24 protein-coding genes are annotated in these 25,862 nt (G+C 70.3%); 14 read left to right on the plus strand and 10 right to left on the minus strand.

The genetic code is table 11. The features are described from left to right. Positions 1-265: 265 nt before the first annotated feature. On the plus strand, positions 266-1,246 hold the full coding sequence (locus ACIA3K_RS31130) for an endonuclease domain-containing protein (RefSeq protein ID WP_396805343.1): 981 nt from the start codon (positions 266-268) through the stop codon (positions 1,244-1,246). Between the two features lie 3 nt (positions 1,247-1,249). Here ACIA3K_RS31130 and ACIA3K_RS31135 read toward each other — a convergent pair whose 3' ends face one another. Continuing rightward, positions 1,250-2,050, minus strand: a complete 801-nt coding sequence (locus tag ACIA3K_RS31135; RefSeq protein ID WP_396805345.1) for an SAM-dependent methyltransferase — start codon at positions 2,048-2,050, stop codon at positions 1,250-1,252. A gap of 236 nt (positions 2,051-2,286) precedes the next feature. Between ACIA3K_RS31135 and ACIA3K_RS31140 the strand changes: the two genes are divergently transcribed. From ACIA3K_RS31140 to ACIA3K_RS31170, 7 genes are all read left to right on the plus strand, one after another. Then, a complete protein-coding gene (locus tag ACIA3K_RS31140) occupies positions 2,287-3,201 on the plus strand; it encodes an ABC transporter ATP-binding protein (protein ID WP_396805347.1) in 915 nt (304 codons plus the stop codon). A gap of 1 nt (position 3,202) precedes the next feature. Then, the gene (locus ACIA3K_RS31145; protein WP_396805349.1) at positions 3,203-3,934 is read left to right on the plus strand and encodes an ABC transporter permease; all 732 of its coding nucleotides are present in this window, start codon (positions 3,203-3,205) and stop codon (positions 3,932-3,934) included. A 20-nt stretch (positions 3,935-3,954) separates the two neighbouring features. Beyond that, positions 3,955-5,100, plus strand: a complete 1,146-nt coding sequence (locus ACIA3K_RS31150) for a histidine kinase (RefSeq protein ID WP_396805351.1) — start codon at positions 3,955-3,957, stop codon at positions 5,098-5,100. Next, the gene (locus tag ACIA3K_RS31155; RefSeq protein ID WP_396805353.1) at positions 5,097-5,702 is read left to right on the plus strand and encodes a response regulator transcription factor; all 606 of its coding nucleotides are present in this window, start codon (positions 5,097-5,099) and stop codon (positions 5,700-5,702) included. The genes ACIA3K_RS31150 and ACIA3K_RS31155 overlap by 4 nt, the downstream gene beginning before the upstream one ends. A gap of 158 nt (positions 5,703-5,860) precedes the next feature. Further along, a complete protein-coding gene (locus ACIA3K_RS31160; protein ID WP_396805355.1) occupies positions 5,861-8,032 on the plus strand; it encodes a hypothetical protein in 2,172 nt (723 codons plus the stop codon). A gap of 37 nt (positions 8,033-8,069) precedes the next feature. Continuing rightward, positions 8,070-8,720 (plus strand): HAD family hydrolase, encoded by a 651-nt coding sequence (locus ACIA3K_RS31165; protein WP_396805357.1) that lies wholly within the window; start codon positions 8,070-8,072, stop codon positions 8,718-8,720. A 126-nt stretch (positions 8,721-8,846) separates the two neighbouring features. Continuing rightward, positions 8,847-10,349 (plus strand): B12-binding domain-containing radical SAM protein, encoded by a 1,503-nt coding sequence (locus ACIA3K_RS31170; RefSeq protein WP_396805359.1) that lies wholly within the window; start codon positions 8,847-8,849, stop codon positions 10,347-10,349. A gap of 42 nt (positions 10,350-10,391) precedes the next feature. Here the strand turns inward: ACIA3K_RS31170 and ACIA3K_RS31175 are convergent, their stop codons facing one another. From ACIA3K_RS31175 to ACIA3K_RS31190, 4 genes are all read right to left on the minus strand, one after another. Beyond that, positions 10,392-11,372 (minus strand): LacI family DNA-binding transcriptional regulator, encoded by a 981-nt coding sequence (locus ACIA3K_RS31175; RefSeq protein WP_396805385.1) that lies wholly within the window; start codon positions 11,370-11,372, stop codon positions 10,392-10,394. A gap of 90 nt (positions 11,373-11,462) precedes the next feature. Next, the gene (locus tag ACIA3K_RS31180) at positions 11,463-12,302 is read right to left on the minus strand and encodes a carbohydrate ABC transporter permease (RefSeq protein WP_396805361.1); all 840 of its coding nucleotides are present in this window, start codon (positions 12,300-12,302) and stop codon (positions 11,463-11,465) included. After that, positions 12,299-13,297: a sugar ABC transporter permease gene (locus ACIA3K_RS31185; protein ID WP_355048124.1), complete on the minus strand. Its 999-nt coding sequence runs from the start codon at positions 13,295-13,297 to the stop codon at positions 12,299-12,301. Before ACIA3K_RS31185 ends, ACIA3K_RS31180 begins: the two co-directional genes overlap by 4 nt. Before the next feature lie 52 nt (positions 13,298-13,349). Continuing rightward, a complete protein-coding gene (locus tag ACIA3K_RS31190) occupies positions 13,350-14,645 on the minus strand; it encodes an extracellular solute-binding protein (protein ID WP_396805363.1) in 1,296 nt (431 codons plus the stop codon). A gap of 253 nt (positions 14,646-14,898) precedes the next feature. On the opposite strand from ACIA3K_RS31190, the gene ACIA3K_RS31195 reads away from it, so the two are divergent. Beyond that, a complete protein-coding gene (locus ACIA3K_RS31195; protein WP_396805365.1) occupies positions 14,899-16,524 on the plus strand; it encodes a glycoside hydrolase family 43 protein in 1,626 nt (541 codons plus the stop codon). A 14-nt stretch (positions 16,525-16,538) separates the two neighbouring features. Here the strand turns inward: ACIA3K_RS31195 and ACIA3K_RS31200 are convergent, their stop codons facing one another. After that, on the minus strand, positions 16,539-17,153 hold the full coding sequence (locus ACIA3K_RS31200) for a hypothetical protein (RefSeq protein WP_396805367.1): 615 nt from the start codon (positions 17,151-17,153) through the stop codon (positions 16,539-16,541). 184 nt (positions 17,154-17,337) lie between these two features. Next, positions 17,338-18,216, minus strand: a complete 879-nt coding sequence (locus ACIA3K_RS31205; RefSeq protein ID WP_396805369.1) for a dihydrodipicolinate synthase family protein — start codon at positions 18,214-18,216, stop codon at positions 17,338-17,340. 71 nt (positions 18,217-18,287) lie between these two features. Between ACIA3K_RS31205 and ACIA3K_RS31210 the strand changes: the two genes are divergently transcribed. The 4 genes from ACIA3K_RS31210 to ACIA3K_RS31225 all read left to right on the plus strand — a co-directional run bounded on the left by ACIA3K_RS31210 (position 18,288) and on the right by ACIA3K_RS31225 (position 22,272). Beyond that, a complete protein-coding gene (locus ACIA3K_RS31210; RefSeq protein ID WP_396805371.1) occupies positions 18,288-19,187 on the plus strand; it encodes a LysR family transcriptional regulator in 900 nt (299 codons plus the stop codon). A 135-nt stretch (positions 19,188-19,322) separates the two neighbouring features. Then, positions 19,323-20,540, plus strand: a complete 1,218-nt coding sequence (locus ACIA3K_RS31215; protein WP_396805373.1) for a chitosanase — start codon at positions 19,323-19,325, stop codon at positions 20,538-20,540. A 124-nt stretch (positions 20,541-20,664) separates the two neighbouring features. Beyond that, positions 20,665-20,898 (plus strand): hypothetical protein, encoded by a 234-nt coding sequence (locus tag ACIA3K_RS31220; RefSeq protein ID WP_396805375.1) that lies wholly within the window; start codon positions 20,665-20,667, stop codon positions 20,896-20,898. A 120-nt stretch (positions 20,899-21,018) separates the two neighbouring features. Beyond that, positions 21,019-22,272, plus strand: coding sequence for a DUF222 domain-containing protein (locus tag ACIA3K_RS31225; RefSeq protein ID WP_396805377.1), 1,254 nt, complete (start codon positions 21,019-21,021; stop codon positions 22,270-22,272). Between the two features lie 147 nt (positions 22,273-22,419). Here the strand turns inward: ACIA3K_RS31225 and ACIA3K_RS31230 are convergent, their stop codons facing one another. Genes ACIA3K_RS31230 through ACIA3K_RS31240 form a run of 3 tightly spaced genes read right to left on the minus strand, consistent with a single transcriptional unit; the run spans position 22,420 to position 23,694 of the window. Then, a complete protein-coding gene (locus tag ACIA3K_RS31230) occupies positions 22,420-22,803 on the minus strand; it encodes an aldo/keto reductase (protein ID WP_396805387.1) in 384 nt (127 codons plus the stop codon). A gap of 4 nt (positions 22,804-22,807) precedes the next feature. Continuing rightward, positions 22,808-23,146, minus strand: coding sequence for an aldo/keto reductase (locus ACIA3K_RS31235; protein WP_396805379.1), 339 nt, complete (start codon positions 23,144-23,146; stop codon positions 22,808-22,810). Between the two features lie 14 nt (positions 23,147-23,160). After that, complete coding sequence (locus ACIA3K_RS31240) at positions 23,161-23,694, minus strand: pyridoxamine 5'-phosphate oxidase family protein (protein WP_396805381.1); 534 nt, start codon at positions 23,692-23,694, stop codon at positions 23,161-23,163. A gap of 105 nt (positions 23,695-23,799) precedes the next feature. Here ACIA3K_RS31240 and ACIA3K_RS31245 point away from each other — a divergent pair, with 105 nt between their 5' ends. Then, positions 23,800-25,764 (plus strand): ABC transporter ATP-binding protein, encoded by a 1,965-nt coding sequence (locus ACIA3K_RS31245; protein ID WP_396805383.1) that lies wholly within the window; start codon positions 23,800-23,802, stop codon positions 25,762-25,764. The last annotated feature ends 98 nt before the right edge of the window (positions 25,765-25,862 follow it).

Raw genomic sequence — 25,862 nt, forward strand, 5'->3', positions numbered from 1 at the left:
CTCAACGACCGCCCCCGCATGACCCTGAGCTGGGCCACCCCCGGCGAAAAAATGGCCCAACTCCTGAATGTTGCAACCACCGGTTGAGCCCGCCCAGCTAACGGAAATTGTCCAAGATCTGCGCGGTGTGCGCCGTCAGGCGAAGCGCGGAGGCCGCGCGCGCGAAGACGCGCCGAGGCCGCGCGCACGAAGACGCGGGCGGCCAGCGGCCAAAGTGTCTGAGATCTGGCGGCGCGGCACCAACCAAGCGGGAAGGCTCGACGGGATGTTGCCTCCTGATGACGCCGACGCATTCGACTGGCTCGCCTTCGAGCAGGCGGGTGTGCTGACGACCGCGCAGCTCTCCGGGCTCCTCAGCGAGGGGGCGGTCCGGGGCCGGATCCGCTCGGGACGCTGGCGCTCGATCTGCCACGGCGTCGTGCTCACCGGCAACGGCCGGCTGACCCGCGACCAGCAACTGTGGGTGGCCGTCCTCGCGGCCGGGCCGGGCGCGGTCTTGGCCGGGGCGACGGCAGCCGCCGAGGCCGGCGTACGGGGACTGCGGCGAGAACCCCTGCATGTCCTGGTGCCCGCCGACCGTCGCGCCGCTCGGGCGAGCCTGCGTCGACTGCCCATCGACATGCCCGCGGTGCTGGTCCACCGCACGTCGGTGCTGCCCGACGCGCACCTCCAACTCGCCCGTCCGCCGCGTACGACGACGGCCCGCGCCCTGGTGGACGCGGCCGGATGGGCGGGCGGTGTGGATGAGGCGCAGGGGTTGTTGGCGGCCGGTTGCCAGCAGCGTCGCGTGCTACCCGACGAGTTGGAGGCCGTACTCGCCGTCCTGCCCCGGGCACCCCGCCGACGGCTGATTCGGCAGGCTGTCGCCGACATCGCCGGCGGCGCGGAGGCGCTCTCCGAGATTGATTTTGTACGGTTGTGTCGGCGGCACCGGCTGCCCGCACCGGACCTGCAACGACACCGGGTCGACGCGGCGGGCCGCAACCGCTGGTTGGACGCGTACTGGCACGAGTGGCGGGTGCAGGTCGAGATCGACGGCGCGCATCACATGGACGCGCGGCAGTGGGCGGCGGACATGCGTCGACAGAATGACGTTTGGACCAGCGGCGACCGTATCCTGCGCTTCCCCGCCTGGCTGGTCCGCGCCCGCCCCGACGAGGTCGCCGACACCGTACGTCGGGCGCTGATCGCGGCCGGCTGGACCCCGACCGATGCGGCGCGACGGTCGCCGAAACGAGCCCGATGACGCCTAGGGTTTGCGGGCCACGCCGCTGTAGCCGGTGCCCGCCACCTCGGCGTCGACGGTGGCCGGCGGCTCAGGGTACGGCCACATGTTGACCAGGCCGGGTGACTCGAGGACGAAGTCGCCGAAGAACCCGGTGACGTCCGCGTGGCTCCGCGGCACGAACGGACTGTTCGCGCGGGCGTAGATCGCGGAGATGCGGGCCATCAGGTCCGGGTGCGCGTCGGTGCTGGCGTGGGACAGCGCGAGGTAGCTGCCGGGGGCGAGCGCATCGCGGTAGGCCGCCACGATCTGGTGCGGGGCCTGCTCGTCGGGCACCAGGTGCAGCACGAACATCATGAGCACCGCGACCGGGCGGTCGAAGTCGATGGCGGCGGCGACCTCCGGGTGACCGAGCACCTCGGCGGGTCTACACAGGTCGGCCTGCACCACCGACACCGTCGCCGCGCCGGCGAGCAGGGCACGCCCGTGGGCGCACACCACCGGGTCGTTGTCGACGTAGACGACGCTCACGCCCGGGTCGATGCGGTGGGCGATCTCGTGCACGTTGTCGCGCGTCGGCAGCCCGGAGCCGAGATCCAGGATCTGCCGGACGCCCTTCTCCTCGACGAGGTGACGGACCGTGCGGGCGATCAGGTCGCGACCCTGCCGGGCGGCCTCGGGCATCCACGGCGCGACCTGCAGCACCATTTCGGCGGCGGCACGGTCGGCGGCGAAGTTGTCCTTGCCGCCGAGGTAGAAGTCGAACATCCGCGCCGCGTTCGGCCGGTCGGTCTCCAGGCTCACTCCGGGCTCCGACTGCGTCATGACCGACCACCTCTCCCCCGCCGAGCCCGCAGCATAACGTCCACGATGGTCGGCCGGCCGTCCGGCCGTACCCGGATGAGGTTGATGCCGGTGAGGCATCTGGATGACTCACCGGCATCACGCTCACCGACGGGGGCTGGTGACCACGTGCCGGTCGGCGGGCGGGACAAATGTCCTGGCCGACCGCGTACCGGTGACTCTGCCCGCGCCGCGCGCGCCTGCCTAGCGTGACAGGCATGGATGACACAGCCGTACGCCTCAGCGGCCTCACCCGACGGTTCGGTCCGGTCCGCGCCGTCGACGGGCTCGACCTGACCATCGCGCGGGGCAGCACGGTCGCCCTGCTCGGGCCCAACGGCGCCGGCAAGTCCACCACGATCTCGATCATGCTGGGTCTGGATCGACCGGACAGCGGCACCGCCACCGTGTTCGGTCGGCCGCCGGCCGAGGCGGTCCGGGCGGGACAGGTGGGTGCCATGCTCCAGGACGCCGGCTGGGCGTCCAGCGCGACCGTCCGCGAGGTCGTCGACCTGGCCCGGGCGCTCTACCCGCGAGCGATGCCCACCGACCAGGTGCTGGAGCTGGCCGGGCTGACCGAGCGCGCCGGCGGCCGCCTCGACAGACTCTCCGGCGGCGAGGCGCAGCGCGCACGGTTCGCGTTCGCGCTGGCCGGCGGCCCGGACCTGCTGGTCCTCGACGAACCCACCGCCGCGCTGGACGTCGCCGCCCGGCACGCGTTCTGGGCGGCCATCGACCGGTACACCGCCGACGGGCACACCGTCCTGTTCAGCACCCACCACCTGCACGAGGCGGACGAGTTCGCCGATCGGGTCGTGGTCCTCGCCGCCGGCCAGGTCGTGGCCGACGGGCCGCCCGCCCAGATCCGCGCGCTGGCCGGCGGCCGTACCGTCTCGTTCGACCTCGCCGGTGGTCCGGTCGACGGCCTCGACGCGCTCCCCGGGGTCCGGTCGGTGCAGGTCCGGGGCGGCCGGGTCGCGCTCACCACCGACGACGCCGACGCCACCGTCCTCGCCCTGGCCGGCACGCGTGGCTTCCAGGGCCTGGAGGTCACCGCCGCCGCCCTGGACGCCGCCTTCCTCACCCTCACCGCGACACCGACGACCCGCACCGCGACACCGACGGAGCACTGACATGCGCGCGTACCTGCGATTCGAACTGCGCCGACTGGCCCGCGACCCGCGGCTGCTGCTGTTCACGGTCCTCGCGCCGGTGGTCACGTACCTCATCTTCTCGGGGATTGGTCTGGACGGCGACCGGCTGGAGGGCCTCGACGCGGCGGTGGCCCTCATGGTCGGCCTGGCTGGCTACGGCGCGGTGGCCGGCGTGCTCTCGGTCGGGTCCGCGGTCTCGCAGGAGCGGGCGTCGGGTTGGCTGCGCCAGCTCCGCGTCACCCCACTGCCCGCCTGGCGGGCGGTGACGGCGAAGGCCCTCGTCTGCACGCTCAGCGGGGTGCCGTCGGTGATCGCCGTCGGCTGCGCCGGACGCCTCGCCCACCACGTCGAGCTGGGGGCCGCGCGGTGGGTCACGCTGCTGCTGCTGATGTGGGTCGGCACGGTGCCGTTCGCCCTGCTCGGGCTCGCCATCGGGTACGGCCTCAGCCCGCAGCTCGCCCAGCCGGTCAACTTCCTCGCCTTCCTCGGCCTGTCGGTGCTGGGCGGCCTGCTGGTGCCCGTCGCCTACTTCCCCGCCGTGCTGCGTCACCTGGCCCACGCCCTGCCGACGTACCGGTTCGCGGAACTCGGCTGGCGCTCGGCCGCCGGGCTGACGCCCACCCCGTCGGGACTCGCGGTGCTCATCGGGTGGACGGTGGCGTTCACGGCCCTGGCGGCGTGGGCGTACCGCCGGTCCACCGTTCACCGGTGACCCCCGATACGGTGTCCACCATGTCGTCCGGTGCGACCGGGTCCGGCGGAGCCCGCCGACGAGGCCTGATGCTCGTCGCCGCGCACACCCTCTGGCTCTGGCTGCTGCTGACGCCGGCCGCCGCGATCGCACGCGGACAGGTGCACCCCGCGCCACCGGCGGCGGTGGGGCTCGTCGTCTTCGCGCTGTTCTACCTGGCCCTGGTGGCCGTACCCGTGGCCGACCTGCCCGTCCGTCCGGCCGTGCACCACGCGGGGCTCGTCGCCTTCGCGCTGCTCGGGGTCGGGCTCGCGGTCGCGTACGCCGGTGGGCCGGAGGGCTGGTTGGTCGTCTTCGTGTACGTCACCGCGGCCGGCGCGGTCGCCTTCGTACGCGTGACCTGGGGGTTCGGTTGGGTCGGCGGATCGGCGGCGGCCGTCCTGGTGATCGGTGTGGCACATCGGCTGCCGGCCACCGAGACCGCCCAGATGGCGCTGATCACCGTGCTCGCGGGCGCGGTGACGCTGGCGTTCGCCCACACGGCCCGCCTGGTGGAGGAGTTGCGGCGTACCCAGCGGGAGCTGGCCCGCACGGCGGTGGAGCAGGAGCGGCTGCGTTTCGCGCGCGACCTGCACGACCTGCTGGGCCATACGCTGTCGCTGGTGGTGGTCAAGGCGGAGGTGGTGCGCCGGCTCGCCCCGACGGATCCGCAGCGGGTCGTCGCCGAGGCGACGGACATCGAGCGGATCGGTCGTACGGCGCTCGCCGAGGTGCGCGAGGCGGTCACCGGCTACCGGGAACGCAGCTTCGCCCGGGAACTCGACGGCGTCCGTACGGCCCTGGCCGATGTCGGGATCACCGTCAACGTCAAGGGCGGCGACCGGCAGCTCGGGGTCGAGGCCGACGACGCGTTCGGTTGGGTGCTGCGGGAAGGGGTGACGAACGTCGTGCGGCACAGCCGGGCGTCGCGGTGCGACATCGAGGTCACCGCCGACACCGACGAGACGGTGCTGACCATCCGCGACGACGGGGTGGGTGGCCGGCCGCAGTACGGCAACGGTCTGCGCGGCCTCACCGAGCGGCTGGCGCAGGCGGGTGGAACGCTGCACGTCGGCCCGGCGCGCGACGGCGGTCTGCTGCTCACCGCCCGACTCCCCCAGGCCCCCACCGGACGGTGGGCGTCGTGATCCGGCTCCTGCTCGCCGAGGACCAGGGCATGATGCGCGGCGCGCTGGCCCTGCTGTTGAACCTCGAACCCGACATCGAGGTCGTGGCCGAGGCCGCGACCGGGGCGCAGGCCACGCGCGAGGCTCTTCGGGTACGCCCCGACGTGGCGCTGCTGGACATCGAAATGCCCGACGGCAGCGGCCTCGACACCGCCGCCGCGCTGCGCGACCGGTTACCGTCCTGCCGGGTGCTGATCCTGACCACCTTCGGCCGCCCCGGCTACCTGCGGCGGGCCATGGAGGCCGGCGCCCACGGCTTCCTGGTCAAGGACGGGCCGGTGCAGGAGCTGGCGGTGGCCGTCCGACGGGTGCTGGCCGGCGAGCGGGTGATCGACCCGACGCTGGCCGCCGCCGCCCTCGCGGCCGGCCCGAACCCGCTCACCGACCGGGAACGCGAGGTGCTGGTCGCCGCCGTGGACGGCGCCACGGTCGCCGACATGGCCGCCGCACTGCACCTGTCCGAGAGCACCGTGCGCAACTACCTGTCCGCGGCCATCGGCAAGACCGCCACCCGCAACCGCATCGAGGCGGCCCGCACCGCGCGCGCCAACGGCTGGCTCTGAGCCGCCGTACACCCGGCCTCCGAGACGGAGGAGAGCCGCCGTCCCTCCGGCCCGGGACAAGCCAAGATACCCTGAGAGTCAGGGCTCGATCACCGTACGCCAACAGGGACGGTGGCGGCTCAACCATCCGACCACCACTGGTGGTGATAGAGATGCGAATGACGAGGCCACCACGGATGGTGGTGGCGGTCGCGGTCGCCAGCGTCCTCTCCGTCGCGACGGTGCTGACGGGGCTGATCACCAACGAGGCGTCGGCGCAGCAACGGTGGCCCGGCTGGCTGGAGCTCATTCGTACCCACCCGTGGCATTCGCTCGGTCTGCTGGCGTCAATCCTGGTCGGCCTGACCGTCGTCCTCACCGTGCTGCCGGAGAACGCGACGAAAGCCACCGGCTTTCCAGGGATGCCGGCGGACGCCGATACCGAGGGAGCGACGCTCCCGCCGGGCGAGACCGGCCCGGCCAGCCTCGCGGGGTCCGCGGAGATGGCGCCGCCCATGGATCGACCAGAGGAGCGACGGGATCGGTTGAAGCATCTCTCGACCGAACTGGTCAACCGGCTCGGACGGAGAAGAACCGCGTACCCCCTTGATCTGAGCCTGGCGGAGTTACACCGGATGGATCTGTTCGTGCCGGGCCGACTTGCCCGCTACCAGGAGCGGATCACGGGCGCGGGCGAGCAGGCGACGGCGGCGCTGGCGGCCCGCCTCCAGGCTCGCGAATCCGTCCTGCTCCTCGGCGAGCCGGGGTCGGGAAAAAGCCTCTCGCTGTACGGCGTAGCGCTCGCTCTCCAGCAGGTCGGAGTGCTGCCGGTCCCACTTCGGGCGCTGGACGCGCCGGAGGTTCTCGCCGAGCTGCGCGGGGCGGGTTTCGACACGACCGCCATGTCGGAGGTGGTGTTGCTGGTCGACGGCCTCGACGAGGCGAGCGACCTGGTCGACGGCGAACCGCTCGCGACCGCGCTGCTGGACCTGTTCCGATGCGCCCCGGCCCTGGTCACCTCACGCATCAGGGAGTACGAGGAGTGGATCGTCTTCGAGACCACCTCGTTCACCTTCGACCAGGTCTTCGTGCTGAGGAACTGGTCGGTGGAGGTCGAGTTCGCCGACTATCTGGTCCGGTTGCAGCGACAGAGACTGATCGCCGACCCGGACCTCTACCGGACGGTGGTCACCTCGGAACGGTTGACCCGACTTGTGCAGCGTCCCCTCTATGCCAGGATGCTGACCCTGATCGGCCCTGACGCCGCGACGCGCATCAACAGCGCAAGCACCCTGTACGGCGAGTACCTGAACCGATTGAGCCGCGCGACGGACCTCGCGGTGCGCGGCAGTCATCCCCGCTGGAGCGGCCACTCGTTGCCGGTCTGGCAGACGGCGGCCTGGCTCGTCCACGCGCGTGAGTTACCGGCCGACGCGATTCCGGTGGCCGAACTGCATGCCACTCTCACCCCGGGTCGCGCGCGTAGCGCCGAGATCAGAGTTCTCGACCAGGTGATCGACCGCCGTACGGTGCACGGCACCGAGGTCGGCGAGTTCCTGCACTACTCGTTCTACGAGTATCTGCTCGCCCGGGACATCCGTGACCATCTGCTCGCTGCGCTCTCCCCCGAGCAGGCAGTCCTGTTACTGCGACGAGACCTGAGCAGGGAGGTACGGCATCATCTGATCGGCCAGCTTGCGGAGTTGGCCGACCACCGGCTCGGCGAGCGGCTGGCCGGACTGTACCGGCAGCTCCGTGACGAGGCGGGTCTCGACACCGCTGACCGACTCACCGTGTGCAACCTGCTGGTCTACCTGATCTCGCGCACGAGCCCATCGGCTCCGGAGCACCTCGACGCGCTGCTGCACCAGGAGCGGGACGAATTTCTGTTGAGTTCGATCCTGTGGGCGTTGTGCCACCACCGGTCCGACTCGGCACTGGCCCGCTTCTTCTCGATGTTGCAGTACGACTCGGCCTTCCGGGCGTGCAGCCGCGGCTACGTTCTCTACTACTACGGGGACGTCCGGGCCGGCCGGCCACCGTTCCTGGACCTACCGCCGTACCCGCCGCACGAGCGCACCACGGCCCGCGTCCTGGCGATTTTCGAGAGTACGACCTTCCAGGCAATTCCCGCACAACGCCGCTACGTCGACCTCTACACCTTCATGGACATCTATCTTGTACGCCATGAGGTCATCGATGGTCGCCGCCTGTCCACACTTCGATCGGCCGTCGATGCGCTGTCCGGACAGGGCCTGACGCGCGAGATGAGTGAGAAGCTGTCCGAAATGCTGCAGGCGATCTCTCGTCGACCCATAGCGGACGCGAGCTCGGCGTCGTTTGCGGAATGAGCAGGTTAAGCTACGCGACCACGGGAGAGGCCAGCTCGTGAAACTCTTTGTCTGGGATTTGCACGGTGTCCTCGAACGGGGCAACGATCGAGCCGTGGTCGACATCTCCAACGAGGTGCTATCGACCTTCGGATACGCGCAGAGATTCGGGTACGAAGACGGCCGACGCCTGTACGGCCACAAGTGGTACGAGTACTTCGCCACCCTGCTGCCCGCCGAGAGCCACCGCCGGCACCTGGAACTGCAGGATGCCTGCTTCATCCTGTCCGAGGAGCGACCTGAGCTGCAATATCGCTGGATGACTCCCACCCCGCACGTCGCCGCGGTGCTGAGCGCCGTCGCCGCCAGCCACCAGCAGATCGTCATCTCGAACACCCGCCCCGGCACCCTCGACATGTTTCTCAAATTGCTGGACCTGACGGACCACTTCGTACCGGGGCGGGCCTTCGCCGTGGACCAGCACGTGCGTGATGTGAAGACCACCAAGAGGGACGTCCTGGCCTGCTACCTCACCGGGCAGCCGACCTTCGACGAGATCGTGATCATCGGAGACTCGGCGAGTGACATGCGGTTGGTTGAGGTCGCCGGCGGGACCACCTACCTCTTTGCTCATCCCGATTTTGCATTTCGCAACTGCAATGCTGACTTCCGAATCAGGGACCTGCGAAAGGTTCTCGACCGGATATAGACTGCGGCATTCGCACTCCTTAAACTGAGCGCAATCGATGCCTCACGGAGTGCGAGGTCACCCATGGCATCAGCACGAGCAGATCGGCCATTCCCACTGGACCGGCCGCCACCGTTCTGTGACGCGGTGATCGTCGTTCCGCCACCGTCACCATCGGACACCAACCCTCCGCTGGGTCCGGCGATCCTCACGACTGCCGCCGCCCGCAGCGGCTTCTGCGTACAGGTGCTGGATCTCAATATCCTCTTACTGCGCCGCTTCACGAACCAGTCGGCTGGCCCTGGCAGCACGCTCGGTGACCACGGCAAGGACCGGTCGAGCGTGGCGGCCGCGGCGCAGTGGCTCTTCTCTCAGACAGGTCTGCGGGACACTCCCCCGCTACACCTGCCCGACACCGCGGACCCGGTGGCCGGCATGCACTACCCACTTGCCGCCATCACGGCCGCCGTCGCGGCTGCCACCAGCGATCCGGAGCCATGGCGAGCCTGGCTCGAACAGCAACTCCGAGCCACCTGCGACCGCCCGCCGACAGTCGTGGGGGTGTCCGTGATGGGGCCCTCCCAGGTCTTTGTCGGCCTGCTCGTGCTGCGATTGGTCAAGGAGATCTGGCCGGGCACGACGACGATGCTCGGTGGCAGCCACGTGACCCTGCTGCGGGGTGAGATGCGCCGGGACACGGGGCTACGGGAGTCAGCCGACCTCGTGCTCACCGGTCACTGCGAGGACGAGTTCGTGGCGGCCCTGGCGCGGCTGAGCCCGCGCCGTATCCGGCGACCGATGCTGCCGGTGCACCTGCCGGCCGACACTCCGTTCGAATACCTGCCCACGTTCCACGCGCGGCAGCTCGCCCACTACGACAGACGATCGCTGACGCTTCCGGTCCAGTTCACCCGAGGGTGCTCCTACGGACGGTGCACCTTCTGCACCTACCCGGTGGTCGAGCCGCAGACCACCCCGCTGAGGGCGGAGGCCGCGAGCCGGACGATCACCGCTCTGGTCCGCGCGCACGGCGTCAGTCGCTTCTCCCTGAAAGACTCGCTCTTCACCGCGCCGATGATGCGCGCCCTGGCCGAGGCGTTACGGCGTGAGTCGGGGGACGCCGTGCGGTGGAGCGCGACGACGAAGGCCAGCCGGGCCCTCATTCCGCTGGCCCCACTCCTGGCCGAGTCGGGGCTCGCCACTGTGGAGATCGGGGTGGAGACGATCAGCCGGGCCGGTCAACGGCTCTTCGACAAGCCCGCCGAGCCCGCCATGATCGAAGAGCTGATCCTGGCGTTGGCGGAGGCGGGCATCACCGTGGTGCTGAACTTGATCTTCGGGCTCCCGGGCGAGCAGGAGCAGGAGGCGCAGACCCAGCTGGCCTGGTTTCTCAACCTACAGGCGGCAGCACCGGTCGACCGGGTGGACTGCTCGTTGAACATGCTGGAGATGGTGCGCGGCGCACCGATGGTCGCCAGTCCGCCACCGGGAGTGGAACTGCGTGGGGTTGCCCCCTGGGCGTTCAGCTACGACTGGAACGCCCCGGCGTGGCGGCCTGCTTTCGCCGCCGGCCTGGAGCGCGTGGAACGCGCACGCGAATCGAGCAGCCAGTCCCGCGATCCTGCTTCTGGTCCAAGGGCATCGAGGTGACGTCCACGCGGCGGACCACGGTCCCGAGGAGCCACCGTGCGGTCAGCGCGGTGGGCGGGCGCTGTCGCGGACGACGAGTTCGGTGGCGAGTTCGATGCGAGGGCTCTCGGTCTTCTCGCCCCCGGCGAGCCGCAGCACCGTCCGAGCGGCCAGCATGCCCATCTCCGCGAGGGGTTGGCGGACGGTGGTCAGCGGTGGGGAGCACCAGCGGACCTCGGGCAGGTCGTCGAAGCCGATCACGCTGACGTCGTCGGGCACCCGCAGGCCACGTTTGCGGACGGCCTCGTAGACGCCGAGGGCCATCTGGTCGCTGGAGGCGAAGATGGCGGTGGGTGGGTCGGGCAGGGCCAGGAGCTGCGTGCCCGAGGTGAAGCCGGACTCGTGGTAGAAGTTGCCGGGCCGGATGAGGGCGTCGTCGACGGCGATGCCGGCGGCCCCCAGCGCCGCGCGGTAGCCGTCCATCCGGGCTCGGCTGCACATCAGGTGCGGCGGCCCGGCGATGAAGCCGATACGGCGGTGACCGAGGCCGATCAGGTACTGGTTGGCGCTCAGGCTGCCCGCCCAGTTGGTCGCGCCGATGGTGGGTGACTCCTGCGGGTCGACGCCGGCGGGGTCGATGATGACCACGGGCAGGTGCAGCCGACGCAGCTCCGCCTGTAGTGGAGGGTTCACCATCGAGGTCACGAAGATGACGCCCTCGGTGGATCGCGTCCGCATGTTGTCGAGCCACTGCTTGGCCGAGGAGATGCGCCAGTGGATGGCGGAGACGACGGTGCCGACGCCGCTGGCGCGGGCGACGTCCTCCACCCCACGGATGATCTCCACCGCCCACGGGCTGTCCAGGTCGTTGAAGACCAGGTCGATCAGCGCGGCCTCGGTACGCCGAGCCTGGGTGCGTCGGCGGTAGCCGTGATGGTTGAGCAGGGCCTCGACGCGCTCCCGGGTCTCGGGAGCGACGTCGGTGCGACCGTTGATGACCCGCGAGACCGTGGGCACGGAGACACCGGCCAGTCGCGCGATCATCGCGATGGTGACGTTTCGGCCGTTGTCGGAGCCCACGGTCCGCTCCTTTGTGTGGCGGGGCGTTTCAGGTCGGTCGGTGATCCGCTGCCGTCACCCCTTGACGCTGCCGGTGAGGCCGCCGATCAGTTGACGTTCGGCCACGGCGTAGAAACCCAGCGCGGGAAGCATGGACAGGACGACGTAGGCGAGCACCCGGGCGGTGTCGTCGGCGTACTGCCCCTGGAACGCCTGGACCCCGACGGGCAGGGTCCACCAGCTCTGATCACTGAAGACGACCAGCGGGAGCATGAAGTTGTTCCAGCTCGTGACGACGGCCAGGACCGAGACGGTGGCCAACGCGGGGCGGGCCATCGGCAGCAGGACCCGCCAGAAGAACCCGAAGGAACCGCAGCCGTCGAGGACGGCGGCCTCCTCCACCTCGGCCGGGATCGTCCGGAAGAACTGACGCAGGATGATGATGGTGATCGGCAGCCCGAAGGCGGCCTGCGGCAGGATGACGCCGAGCGGGTTGTCCAGCAGGCCGATGGAGCGCAGCAGGACGAACAGCGGCAGGATCGCCACCGCGAACGGGAACATCAGGCCGATCGCGAACAGGGTCACCAGGAACTCGCGGCCCCGGAAGGCGTACCGGGCGAAGACGAACGCGGCCATCGCCGCCGCGGCGACCACGATGAACGTGCTGGTGACGGCGATGAGCAGGCTGTTGCCGAGCTGCCGCCAGAACACGCCGGAGGCGAACAGATCGGTGTAGTTCGACGGCACCCAGGGATCGGGCAGGCCCAGCGGGTTGGTCGACAGCTGGCCGTTGTCCTTGAAGCCACCGATCACACCGAACCAGACCGGCACGACGATGAGCGCGCCGACGCCGATGCAGACGAGGTGCAGCACGATGCTGCGGGTCCGCTGGGCGCTACTGGTCTTGGCGGTCATCGCTGGCCTCCCTGGTTGGTGATCGCGCCCGCGGTGTCCCGACGCAGGACGACGCGCTGGTAGAACAGGGCGAAGACGAGGCTGAGCAGGAACATGACCATGCTGATCGCGCTGGCGTAGCCGACCTCGAACCGGCGGAAGCCGAACTGGTACATGGTGACGGCCATCGTCTCCGAGGAGTGGATCGGACCGCCGCCGGTGAGCACCCAGACCATGTCGAACAGTTGGATGGTGCCGATGACCGACAGGAAGATGCTGATCCGGATCGTCGGCCCGAGCAGCGGCAGGGTGACGTGGCGGAAGGCCTGCCAGGCGGTGGCGCCGTCGGTGACCGCGGCCTCGGACAGCTCCTTCGGGATGCCCTGTCGGGCCGCCAGGAAGAGCATCATGTAGAGGCCGAAGTACTTCCAGGACACCACCAGGAAGACGGCGTACAGCACGGTGGACGGGTCGGCGAAGACCGCGCCCGCCTCCGCGCCGAGGAACTTCGAGACCGACTCGCCCAGACCCCGGTTGGGTGAGAACACCAGGGTGAACAGGACCGCCGTGGTGACCTCGGAGAGCACGTACGGCGCGAAGAAGATCAGCCGGTAGGCGGCTCGGCCGCGCAGCGGCTGGTTGAGCAGCATCGCCAGGGCCAGCGCGGCGGGTAGCTGCACGGTCAGCGACAGCAGCACCAGCACGAGGCCGCGCCACAGGTCGCCGCGGAAGGTCGGGTCACCGAAGGCACGGGTGTAGTTGTCCAGCCCGATGAAGTTCTCCGGAAGCCCGAAGCCGTTCCACTTGTAGAGACTCGCGTAGGCGGCCACCAGGATGGGCGTGATGACCAGCAGCAGGAACAGGGTCAGGGCGGGCGTCAGAAAGACGGCAAGGACGCCACCCCGCCCCGGCCGGGGCTGGCGGCCGCGCCGTCGCGCGGTGCCCGGCCCCGGTGCCGGCGGATCTGTCGCCGTGTCGCCGCGCCCTGTGTACGACACGGTCGATGGCCTGGTCATGCCTGCTCCACTCGGTTTCTATCGCCGGCTACGGATGGGTACGGGGTCACGATCAGACGGTCTTTGCCACCTGCGTGATGTCCTTGAGGATCGCCGCGGGCGCCTTCTTGCCAGCGATGATCTCGGCGACGCTGTCGTTGATCTGCTGCCCGAGCGCGGGCGCGTACGCCTGGTCGAGGTAGAGCTGGAAGCCGGTGTTCTTGGCCAGCGTCTCCGCGACGACCTTGTTGTTCGGGTCGCTGATGGCGTCGGTGGCGTCCTTCACCGTGGGCAGGACCGCGCCGGTCTTGGCGGACCGGCGCTGGTTGTCGACGCTGAGCAGGAACTTCAGGAAGTCGATCGTGGCGGGCGGGGCGTCCTTGCCGACGGCGAAGCCGTTGCCGCCGCCGAACACCTCGGTGGCGGTGCCCTTACCGCCGTCGACGGCCGGGAACGGGAAGAAGCCGAGCTTGTCGCCGATGCCCTTCTTGCTGGTCGAGCTGGACGCCTGCACCGCCGGCGCCCACTGACCCATCAGCTCCATGGCCGCGCCGCCGTTGCCCATGGTGGCGGCCTGCCCGTCCGGGGAGCCGTACTCGGCGCCGAGGAAGCCCTTCTGGAAGGGTTGCAGGTCGACGAGCTCCTTGAGCCGCTCACCCGCGGCGACCAGGTCGGGGGTGTCGAAGTTCTTGTCGTCGACGGCCTTCTGCAGCGCGCCGACGCCGCCGATGCGCATCGCCAGGTACGACCAGTAGAAGTGGGCCGGCCACTTGTCCTTGCCGGCGATGGCGACCGGGGTGATGCCGGCGGTCTTGAGCTTGCGGACCGTGTCGAGCAGGGCGGCCCAGGTGGTGGGGGGCTCGGTGATGCCGGCGCGGGTGAAGAGTTCCTTGTTGTACCAGAACCCGACCATGCCGATGTCGAACGGGATGCCGTAGATCTTCCCGTCGATCGTGTACGGCCCCATGGCGGCCGGCAGGATGCCGCTGACCAGGTCCTTCACGTCATCGGTGAGGTCCTTGACCAGACCCGCGTCGACCTGCTGCTTGAGCACGCCGCCGCCCCAGGACTGGAAGAGGTCCGGCGGGTCGCCGGCCTGCGTGGCGGTGGTGAGCTTGGCCTTGAACGCCTCGTTCTCCAGCGGCTGGATGGTGAACGTGACGTTGCTGTGCGCGGTCTTGTACTCGTTGGCCATCGCGGCCCAGACCGGCAGCATCGGCTCGGTGTTCTGGATGTGCCACCAGTTGATCGTCTGCGCCGCGTTCGGGTCGCTGGACTTGTCGTCGCTGCTACAGGCACTGAGCAGGTAGGCGCCGGCGCCGGCGCCGGCGATGCCGAGCAGCGATCGGCGGGAGAGGTGCGCTGTCATGATCCATCCCTTCGGGGACTCACGGTGTGCTCGGACGCCGGCCGAGCCGGCAAGGGTTCGAACCTGGATCTCCGGAACTTTCATTGCTTCGTCGGTATTACCGATCGATGGCCGGGACGCTACGAGCAGTTCCCCCAGCGGTCAAGACCCCTGTCCTATCGCGATAAGACCGGCTACCGTACGAGGGGCTTCCAGTGATCTGGTCCCGCAAGTTTCCGGAAGTTTCACAGCCGCACCGCACAGAGGAGCCCCCGTGTCGACCGACACCGCTGACGTGGCGACCGCTGCCTGGTCGATCCGCAACCCCGTCCTCGCCGGGTTCCACCCGGATCCGTCGATCCTGCGCGTCGGCGATGACTTCTACCTGGCCACCTCGACCTTCGAGTGGTATCCCGGGGTACGTGTGCACCACTCCCGCGACCTCGTGCACTGGCGTCCACTGGGTGGGATCATCACCGACCGCCGCCTGCTGGATCTGCGTGGCTGCGGCGACTCCAACGGCGTGTGGGCGCCCGACCTGACGTACCACGACGGGGAGTTCCACCTCGTCTACAGTGACGTGGCCAGCTTTGCCAGCGGTTACTGGGACCCGCAGAACTTCCTGATCACCGCGCCCGACATCGCCGGGCCCTGGTCCGACCCGGTGAAGCTGCACGGGCGTGGCTTCGACGCCGCCCTGTTCCACGACGACGACGGCACCAGTTGGCTGCTGAGCATGAGCGCGGACTGGCGTCCGGGCCGGGACCGCTTCGGCGGCATCGAGATCCAGCAGTACGACCGGGCGGCACGGCGTCTCGTCGGCCGACCCCGCATCCTGTTCACCGGCACACCGGTCGGGGTGACCGAGGGGCCGCACCTGTACCGCCACGACGGCTGGTACTGGCTGATCACCGCCGAGGGCGGCACGAGCTGGGAACACCAGGTCACCGTGGCGCGCTCGCGGGAGTTGTTCGGCCCGTACGAGGTGGACCCGGACGGGCCGCTGCTCACCTCGGTGGGCCGCCCCGACCTGCGCCTGCAGAAGGCGGGGCACGGCAGCCTGGTCCAGACCCCCGACGGTGGGTGGTACCTGGCCCACCTGGTCGGTCGCCCCTACTCACCCCTGGGCAACTGTGTCCTCGGGCGGGAGACCGCGATCCAGCGGGTCGAGTGGCCGGACGGTGGTTGGCCCCGCATCCCCGGAGGGGTCCCGGCCGAGGAGGTCGTCGCTCCGGACCTGTCGCCGCACCCGTGGCCCGAGGAGCCCGCCACCGACGACTTCGACGCCGCCGAACTGGAATCCTGCTGGTCGACCCTGCGCCGGCCGGCCACCCCGGACTGGGTCGACCTGCGCTCCCGGGCCTCGCACCTACGCGTCCATGGTGGACAGTCGCCGGTGGGTCGCCAGGCGCCGAGCCTGGTCGCGCGACGGGTCGGGGCGACGCACTGCTCGCTGGAGACGGTTGTCGAGTTCGACCCGATCGACCACCGCCAGCTCGCCGGGATCACCGCGTACTACAACACCCTGAACTGGCACCACCTCTACCTGACCCGCGCCGACGACGGCCGTACGGTGTTGGAGCTGCTCAGCTCCGACAACGGCCGGCGCACCCCGTACCCCGAGCTGACCGTCGACGCCAGCGGTGTCACCCGGGTCGGTCTGCGGGCGGTGTTCGACGGGCCGGTGGTGCGCTTCGACTACGACCTCGGGGCCGGCTGGCAGCGCCTGCCCGTCGACCTGGACGCGACCATCCTGTCCGACGAGCACGCCGCGTTGATCATCGACGGGGAGCCGGCGGCGTGGGGCTTCACCGGCGCCTTCGTCGGGTTGTGGGTGCAGGATCTCGGTGGTGACGGGGTGTACGCCGACTTCGACCACGCCACCTACCGGGAGCACTGACCACGCGAGGCGCCTCACGGTCGTTGGGCGACCGCGCGCAACTCGCCGAGGGTGGTGCGGAAGCCGTTACCCGACGCCGTCGCGTCCTCGGTGCGCAGGCCGGTGACGGCCATGGCCTGCGAGCGGGTGGCCGCGACGGCGTCGTCGCCGGATCCGGTGACGTCGAAGATGCCGAAGTCACCGCTGAGCGTCCGGTACGTCGGCGTCGCGGTTCCCGCGTCCTGGGACAGGTAGAGGACCACGTGCTGACCCGCCTTCAGGGTCGACATGTGGGCCATGTCGGCCACCCCGGCGTCGAGGCTGGCGAGCGTGATGGACGCTCCGGAGCGTACCCCGGAATCGGTCCTGGCCCGCAGCACCTCGTCGACCCGGAAGCCGGCGGACGCGAGCTGGCCGCGTACCACCAGGTCCGCGGCCTCGGTGAGCTGCTGCACCGTGCCGTACCCGCGCAGCTTTCCCCGTGCCGGCGCGGCCGGCGCGCTCGCCGTCGGAGCGACCGCGCCGCTGGTGGTGGGCGCGGCGGCCGGCTCGGCGCCGTCGGCGCTGGCGCAGGCCGACAGCGCCGCGACGGCGAGCACGGCGGTCGCGGCGGCCCACCAGGGCAGGGTACGGCGGAGATCGACTGCCATGGAACGCTCCTCGCGATCGGTGGCGCTGCTGACGCACACGGGTTTGTGCGCCTCCAGGCACCGTCGGAGCCCGCGCGCGGGCTGACGATAGCGACCGACGCGCACGGCCGCGCAACGGCCGGATGAACAAATGATCTTCGTCTCCGACGTGTCGCGTCGCGGCGTCACGGCCTGACCGGGCCGGTCACGCCGCCTCGTCGGCCAACCCGTCCAACTGACGGAGCGCCCGCCCGGTCGCGTCCTGGTCGGCGGGCAGCAGCGGCAGTCGGACCGTCGGGGTCGGGATGCGTCCCCGCGCGTGCAGCACCGCCTTGATGACGGTCGGGTTGGGGCCGGCGAACAGCGCGGTCGACAGGCCCGCGAGTCGATGACCGAGCGACCGCCCACGGACGACGTCGCCCGCCTGCCAGTGGCCGACCAACCGGACGAACTCCGCCGCCGCGACCTGGGCCGACGCCACGATGGCACCGTGCGCGCCGAGGGCCAGCAGCGGCGAGAGGAGCGGATCTTCACCACCGAGTACGGCGAAGCCGGGCGGAATGTCGGCGAGAAGGTCGACCGTGTCCGCGTCGATCCCACCCGTGGCGTACTTGACGCCGACGACGCCCGGCACCTCGGCGAGCCGGCGGAGGTCGTCGGCGCCGAGTTGCTGCCCGGTCCGGTACGGGACGTGGTAGACGACCAGCGGCACCGGGCTCTCCTCGGCGAGGTGGGCGAAGTGGGCGAGCACTCCGGCAGCGCCCGGACGGAGAAACGGGGGTACGAGGCTCAGGGCCGCCGTCACCTCGGGCCGCTCCCTCAGGGCGCGTACCGCCGCGACGCTGTTGGCGCCGACGAGCAGGCGCGCGCCGCGTTCACGGCACACCTCGGCCAGGACGTCGAGCACCACGCGCTGCTCCTCGTCGCTGAGGGCGGCCGGCTCGCCCGTCGTTCCCAGCGCGACCACACCGGCCGCGCCGGCGTCCAGGGCGTCGAAGGCCAGGGTGGTCAGCGCGTCGATGGCGACGGCTCCGGACCTGTCGAACGGAGTGATCAGGGGCACGTACAGGCCGCTCAGGGTCATGCCCTCACTCTCGACGGACCGAACCGGGTAGGTCCAGTTCCGATTACTCACGCAATACCTAAGCTGAACTGATGCTTGACGTCCGTCGCCTCGTTCTGCTGCGGGACCTGGCCCGTCTCGGCACCATCGCCTCGGTCGCCCAGGCACACGCCTACACGCCGTCCGCCGTCTCGCAGCAACTGGCCGCCCTGCAACGGGAGGCCGGCACCCGGCTGCTGGAGCGCGCCGGCCGCCGGGTCACCCTCACGCCGACGGCGGCCGCCCTCGTACGGCACACCGAGGTCATCCTGGCCGCGCTGGAAGCCGCCGACGCGACCCTCGCGGCCGCACGCACGGGACTGCGCGGGAGCGTACGCATCGGCGCCTTCCCCAGTGCCGTCCGTACCCTGCTCCCGGCGGCGCTGGTCACCCTGGCCCGCGACCATCCGGCGCTCGACCTGATGATCACCGAGTTGGATCCGGTCGACATGCCGGCCGCCCTGCGGAGCCGGCACCTCGACGTCGCGCTGCTGCACGACTACGACATCACGCCGGTCGCGCCCGATGCGGCGCTGGACTCGATCGCGCTGCTGGAGGAGACCGTCTACCTCGCCGTACCCCCTGGGGTCGTGCCGGACGGCGGCGGCACCGATCCGGTCGGCGAGGCGCGCGACGCACAGTGGATCGTCGGTAGCACCGGGACGCTCTGTCATTCGGTCGCGCTGCACGTCTGCCAGCTGGCGGGCTTCGTTCCGGCGGTACGGCACCACGTGGACGACTTCACCGCCATGCTCGCCCTGGTCGCCGCGGGCGAGGGGGTCGGGCTCGTCCCACAGCTCGCCATCACGCGGCCCTCCCCAGGGGTTCGACTCCTCCCGCTGGGCATCCGCCGTCGTACGCGGGTCGCGTACCGCCGGGGCGCGGGCGACCACCCCGCGGTGCTCGCGTGCGTCGCCGCGCTGCGGGGCGCCACCGCCACAATGCCCGGTTGAGCCCGATTGACAGATGATCGACATACTGCTATCTGTTAATACAGTTTCCTGATTCTCGTGGTGCCCCCGCGCTCTCCCCCACGCCGGGCACCCAACCGGTCGGCGGCATGCCGCCTCTCTCCCCCGAGGAACACCATGGTGCGTAAGAGAACAGCCGCCTACGCCGTGGGCACCCTGCTGATCGGCGTCGCGGCGGTCGGCTACGGCCTGCCGTCGGCCAGCGCCGCGACCGCCGGCCCGATCACCGGCCTGGCCGGCAAGTGCGTCGACGTGGCCGCCGCGAGCTCGGCCAACGGCACGGCGGTGCAGCTCTACGACTGCAACGGCAGCGCGGCCCAGACGTGGACGGTGGGCAACAGCGACAGCTCGATCCGCGCGCTCGGCAAGTGCCTCGACGTCACGGCCGCGTCGACCACCAACGGCGCCAAGATCCAGCTGTACGACTGCAACAACACCGGCGCCCAGAAGTGGACCGCCGGCAGCGGTGGCGCCCTCGTCAACACCGCCTCCGGCAAGTGCCTCGACGTCACCGACCGGAGCACCGCGAACGGCGCCCGCCTCCAGATCTGGACCTGCGGCGGCACCACCAACCAGCAGTGGACCCTCCCCGGCGGCGGCACCCCCACCCCCACGCCGACCGCCAGCGGCTCCACCGGCACCAACCTGGACGACCCGGCGAAGAAGGACGTCGCCATGCAGCTCGTGTCGGCGGCGGAGAACTCGTCGCTCGACTGGCGGGCCCAGTTCTCCTACATCGAGGACATCGGCGACGGTCGCGGCTACACCGCCGGCATCATCGGCTTCTGCTCCGGCACCGGCGACATGCTCGAACTCGTCCAGGCTTACACGAACACCAAGCCCGGCAACGTGCTCGCCGGCTACCTGCCGGCGCTGCACGCCGTCAACGGCACCGCGTCGCACTCGGGCCTCGACCCAAACTTCACCCGCGACTGGCGCACCGCCGCCAACGACTCGGTGTTCCGGGCGGCGCAGGAGGCCGAGCGGGACCGGGTCTACTTCAACCCGTCGGTCCGCGACGGCAAGAACGACGGGGTACGCGCACTCGGCCAGTTCGCCTACTACGACGCGTCGGTCATGCACGGATACGAGGGCATGCGTCAGATCCGCAGCCGCGCCCTCACCCGCGCGAAGCCCCCGGCGCAGGGCGGCGACGAGCGGACCTGGCTCAACGCGTTCCTCGACGAGCGGGTCATCGAGATGAAGAAGGAGGAGGCCCACTCGGACACCTCCCGCGTGGACACCGCCCAGCGGGTGTTCCTCAACAACGGCAACTTCAACCTGAACACGCCGTTGGCCTTCGCCGTCTACGGCCAGCAGTTCCGCATCAGCTGACCTGTCGGCGGCGCATCACGCGCGGCGACGACATCGATCGCGCCGCCACCCCTGTCCAGGCGGGCACGGGTGGCGGCGCGATCACCATCTGACCGTCGGTCCCATGCAGCGCCAAGGTGCCACGGTGGAGGTCAACACGGTGGAGAAGTTCGGCGCGGACGACTTCCTCGAAAGCTCCTGGGATCTTCCAACAGCGGTCAGCGAATCGCTTCGTCCGCTCATTCAGATGACGCCTGAGGGCTGGGTCGTGGACGCGTGGCCCATGACTGCGCAGCTTGCTGCGATCGTGCAACCGTGGGTGGACGAACCCGTCGATGTGGAGTCAGGTTGCTGGTTCGTCAGCTCCGCGCGGCATTGACGGGATGCCGGCAGCGACCATTTGACGCTCCAGCGAGCCGTCCGCCGCGGATCGGCACCATCGGACATCCAATCGATCATGATTACTGAAACTGTCGTACGCCTGTTCTAATGTCAGGTCATGGTCGAGGAGCTGGCGCAGGCAGACGCGGCGGTCGCCGCCTGCCTCGACGCGTCCGCCTGGAGCCTCGGCGAGCACGAACTCGTCGCCGCCCTCGACGCCACACACCGCCTCGCGCAACGCCTCGCCGCGGTTGAATTGGCCCTCGTTCGCGAGGTCGACGGCCGGGGCATCGCCCGCTCCCACGGCGCGTCCAGCACCACAGTCTGGCTGCGCGAGCGCCTGCACCTCACCCTTCCCACCGCGCGTCGGCTCGTCGACCTCGCCGCCGCCCTCGACAACGGCCACAACGGCGGAGTCCGGCAGGCGTTGGCGGACGGGAACATCACCGCCGAGCAGGCCCGCGTCATCACCGACACCGTCACCACGGTGCACGACACCGCCGGCACCGCAGCCGCCGACAAGGCCGTCGGTGTCCTCGTCGAATGGGCCGGGGAGTTCGACCCGACCCTGCTGCGCAGGTTGAGCACGCGCATCCTCGACCACGTCGCGCCCGACGTCGCCGAGGCCGCCGCGAAGGCCGCGCTCGACGCCGACGCCCGCCGAGTCGACCGCGACCGGCACCTCACCCTTTCCGAGCAGACCGACGGGCGGCTGCGACTCGCCGGCACCCTCGACGCCGAGACCGCCGGCCTGCTCCGCGCCGCCATCGACCCGCTCGGCGGCCCCACCGGGCCGGACGACACTCGCACGCCGGGCCAACGCCGCCACGACGCCCTCGCCGACGTCTGCCGACTCGCCCTCCGCAGCGGCGACCTACCGGCGACCGGCGGCGAGCCCGCCCAGATCGTCGTCACCACCGGCTACGACGCCCTGAGTCAGCAGCTCGGTGCCGGCACGCTCGACACCGGGCTCTCCCTGACCCCGCAGACGGTACGTCGGCTCGCCTGCGACGCCGCCGTCCTCCCCGCCGTCCTGGGCGGCAACGGCCAACCACTCGATGTCGGCCGGCAACGCCGCCTCATCACCGGTCCCCTGCGGCGCGCCCTCGTGCTTCGCGACCGTGGCTGCGCCTTCCCGGGCTGCGACCGGCCACCGCGCTGGTGCGACGCCCACCACATCCGTCACTGGGCCGACGGCGGCGACACCAGTCTCACCAACGCCGTCCTGCTCTGCGGCCACCACCATCGCCACGTACACAAGGGAGAATGGACGGTCCGGCTCGGCAGCGACAACCGACCGATGTTCGTTCCGCCAGCCTGGCTGGACCCCGACCAGATACCCCGCCGCAACCGCTACCACCGACGCAACTAGGGGACGGTAGACTTTCGCCGGTGACCGCCGTATCAGTACGGCCGCTGGATCCCTCGCTCGTCCAAGGCAAGATGGGCGCCGCCTCAGTGCCCCGAAGACCATTTGTCAGATGCGGCCGAGGCTGATAGCGACAATCCCGGTGCCCTTTCAGGGGCGGCCATGAGCGGGGGGCGTGGGCTGACTGAGGACGGCTTGCGACTCGTCGACGAGTCCGGTCAGGCGTGCGACCACGGTGTCGGTCAATTGTTCGGCAACTTCGGAAGCTTCGACGTTGGACCGCAGGTGGTCGGCACTGCTCGTGCCGGGGATGACGACGATGGAGGGCGAACGGCGCAGCAGCCAGGCCAGTGCGATCTGGGCCGGTGTGGCACCTGGGCGCTCCGCCGGGCCGGTGAGCTCCTGGTGGCCGCTGAGCCGTCCGGCGGCCAGCGGGAAGTAGGGGATGAAGAGGATGCCCTGGGTTTCGCAGTCGGCGAGGACCTGGACGCCGCTGCGGTCAAGCAGGTTGAAGCGGTTCTGCACCGCCGCGATCGGGTCATCTGCTGGGCGCGGGCCAGCACCTGCGGAGAGCGCCGGACAGGCCGATGCGGCGGATCAGCCCCTGGTCTCGTAGCTGGACGAGTGCGCCGAGCGACTCCTCCAGCGGTACGTCCTGGTGCGCTCCGGGGGTGTCGCCGACGAGTCGGAGGTAGGTCAGCTCGCTCGCGTCCGTACCCATGTCGGTAAGGGCCTCGTGAACCTGCCGCCGGACCGTCTCCGGGCGACCGTCGACGACCCAGGACTTGTCCGGACCGCGCTCTGCGCCGCCCCGCCGAGACCGCACTCCTGCGGGACTGGCTCCAGCGTCTCGCCCACTAGGACGAGCGCTGGGCATTTGTCAGACACGGGCTAGGTGTCCTGCCGATCAGGTGACGTGTGGCGCCAGACCTGGCGGGGCGCGAAACCTTCACGTCGCAGCCAGTGCTCGGTATAGACGATCCGCTCGGGCTCGACGACCACAAGGGTGTCTTCGGGCGGCTCGGACAGCGACCGTCCCCGCTCGGCGTGCTCGTTCTCCCATCGGAACGCCTCCCAGTAGTGCGCACGGTCCGGATGCGCCGGGTCAAGCACCCGGGCGGTACCGAACACCTGCGCACCACGGCTGCTGGCCAGCCCGACCAGCGGCGCGAAGATCCCGACGGACACTCGCGGATCGGCGGCGATGTTGCGCAACTTGGGCGAACGCGGCGAGGCCGTGAACAGCACCGTGAAGTCGAGCGGGTAGTACCGCACCGGGGTGGCCAGCGGGCCGTCCGGACCCGTGGTCGCGAGCACGCACATGTTCTGCGACGACAGCAGGTTGAGAATGCGCTCTTCAAGCCGTTCACGGTCGAGCCGCCCAACCGGCGTCGACCCGGCCAGCCACGGGTTCGTCAACGGCATACGGTGTCCCCGATCATGAAGAGCACCCTACGACACGCCCAGCCGCGACCGGCGGCTTGACCTAAAGCTCGGATGAGGTCCTAGCCTCCGGTATCGGAGGTACGCATGAGCATGGAAGTTACCGCGTGGACGTCTCTGCGCCACGCGATGAACGCGCGGGACGAGCGACCGCTGTCCCGCGCCACCCTGAAGCGGATCGCGCGGTTCGCCCGGCCGCACCGCGCACTGATCGTCAGATTCCTGCTGTTGAGTGTGGTGACGGCAGTCCTCACGGTGGCGTCGCCGATCCTCGCCGGTCGGGTGGTCGACGCGATCGTCGACGGCGCCGACGGCGACGTCGTGGTCCGGTTGGCCGTACTGATCGCGGTGATCGCCCTCGCCGAGGCCGGCCTCGGGCTGGTGACCCGATTCCTCTCCGCCAGCATCGGTGAGGGGCTGATCGTCCAACTGCGGACGGCTGTCTTCGACCACGTCCAACAGATGCCGGTGGCGTTCTTCACGCGGACCCGCACAGGTGCGCTGGTCAGCCGACTGAACAACGACGTGATCGGCGCGCAGCGGGCCTTCAGCGACACCCTGTCCAGTGTGGTCGGCAACGCGGTCACGCTGATGCTGACGTTGGCCGTGATGCTCAGCTTCTCGTGGCAGATCACGCTGTTGGCGCTCGTCCTGCTGCCGATCTTCGTGCTACCGGCCCGCCGCATGGGCTCCCGGCTCGCCCGCCTGCAGCGCGAGGCGGCCGAGCACAACGCGGCCATGAGCACGCGGATGACGGAACGGTTCTCCGCGCCCGGCGCCACCCTGGTCAAGCTGTACGGGCGACCGGCCGAGGAGTCCGCCGAGTTCGCCGCCCGGGCACGGCGGGTACGGGACATCGGCGTCCGTACGGCGATGCTGCAGTGGGTCTTCATCACCGCGCTCACCGTGGTCGGCTCGCTGGCGCTGGCCCTGGTCTACGGGCTGGGCGGCCTGTACGCCCTGCGGGGCAGCCTCGACGCCGGGACGGTGGTCGCCCTCGCGCTGCTCCTGTCGCGCCTCTACGCACCGCTGACATCGCTGGCCAGCGCCCGGGTCGAGGTGATGAGCGCGCTGGTGAGCTTCGAGCGGGTCTTCGAGGTCCTCGACCTCAGGCCGCTGATCCTCGACAAGCCCGACGCCCGGCCCCTCCCCGACGGGCCGGTCGCGGTCGAGTTCGACGGGGTACGGTTCGGCTACCCGTCCGCCGACCGGGTGTCCCTCGCATCTCTTGAGGACGTGGTGAAGCTCGACACGCGTGGCGGCGAGGACGTGCTGCACGGGGTGTCGTTCCGCGCCGAGGCGGGCCAGATGGTCGCGCTCGTGGGCTCCTCCGGGGCGGGCAAGTCGACGATCGCGCAACTGGTGCCCCGCCTGTACGACGTCGATGACGGGACCGTGAAGCTCGGCGATGTCGACGTCCGCGACCTGTCCGCCGAGTCGATCCGGACGTCGCTGGGCGTGGTCACCCAGGACGGGCACCTCTTCCACGAGAGCATCCGCGCCAACCTGGCGTTCGCCCGGCCCGACGCCACCGAGGACGAGATGTGGGACGTGCTGCGGCGGGCCCGACTCGACGATCTGATCCGTACGCTTCCCGACGGTCTCGACACCATCGTCGGCGAACGCGGCTACCGCCTGTCCGGCGGCGAGCGGCAACGGTTGACCATCGCGCGACTGTTGCTGGCCCGGCCGCGCGTGGTCATCCTCGACGAGGCCACCGCGCACCTCGACTCCACCTCGGAGGCGGCGGTCCAGGACGCCCTCGCCGAGGCCCTGACCGGCCGCACGAGCGTGGTCATCGCGCACCGACTCTCCACCATCCGCGCGGCCGACCAGATCCTCGTCGTGGAGGCCGGCCGGATCGTCGAACGCGGACGACACGGCGACCTGCTCGCGGCGGGCGGTCGCTACCACGAGCTGTACCGCACCCAGTTCGCCCAGGAGCAACCGACAGTCCAGGACCAACCGACGGTCCAGGAGCAACCGACAGTCCAGGAGCAACCGACGGTCCAGGAACAACCGACGGTCCAGGACCAACGCGTGCCGATCTAGACCCAACGCCGTTCAGTTAGGCGTTTCGGTGGGCTGTCAAGCGTGTCGTGGAGACGAAGCAGCGGAGCTCCGGTATAGAGGGTGGTCACTCTAAGACG

It is taken from the genome of Micromonospora sp. NPDC051543, from assembly GCF_044454415.1.
Classification (GTDB): domain Bacteria; phylum Actinomycetota; class Actinomycetes; order Mycobacteriales; family Micromonosporaceae; genus Micromonospora.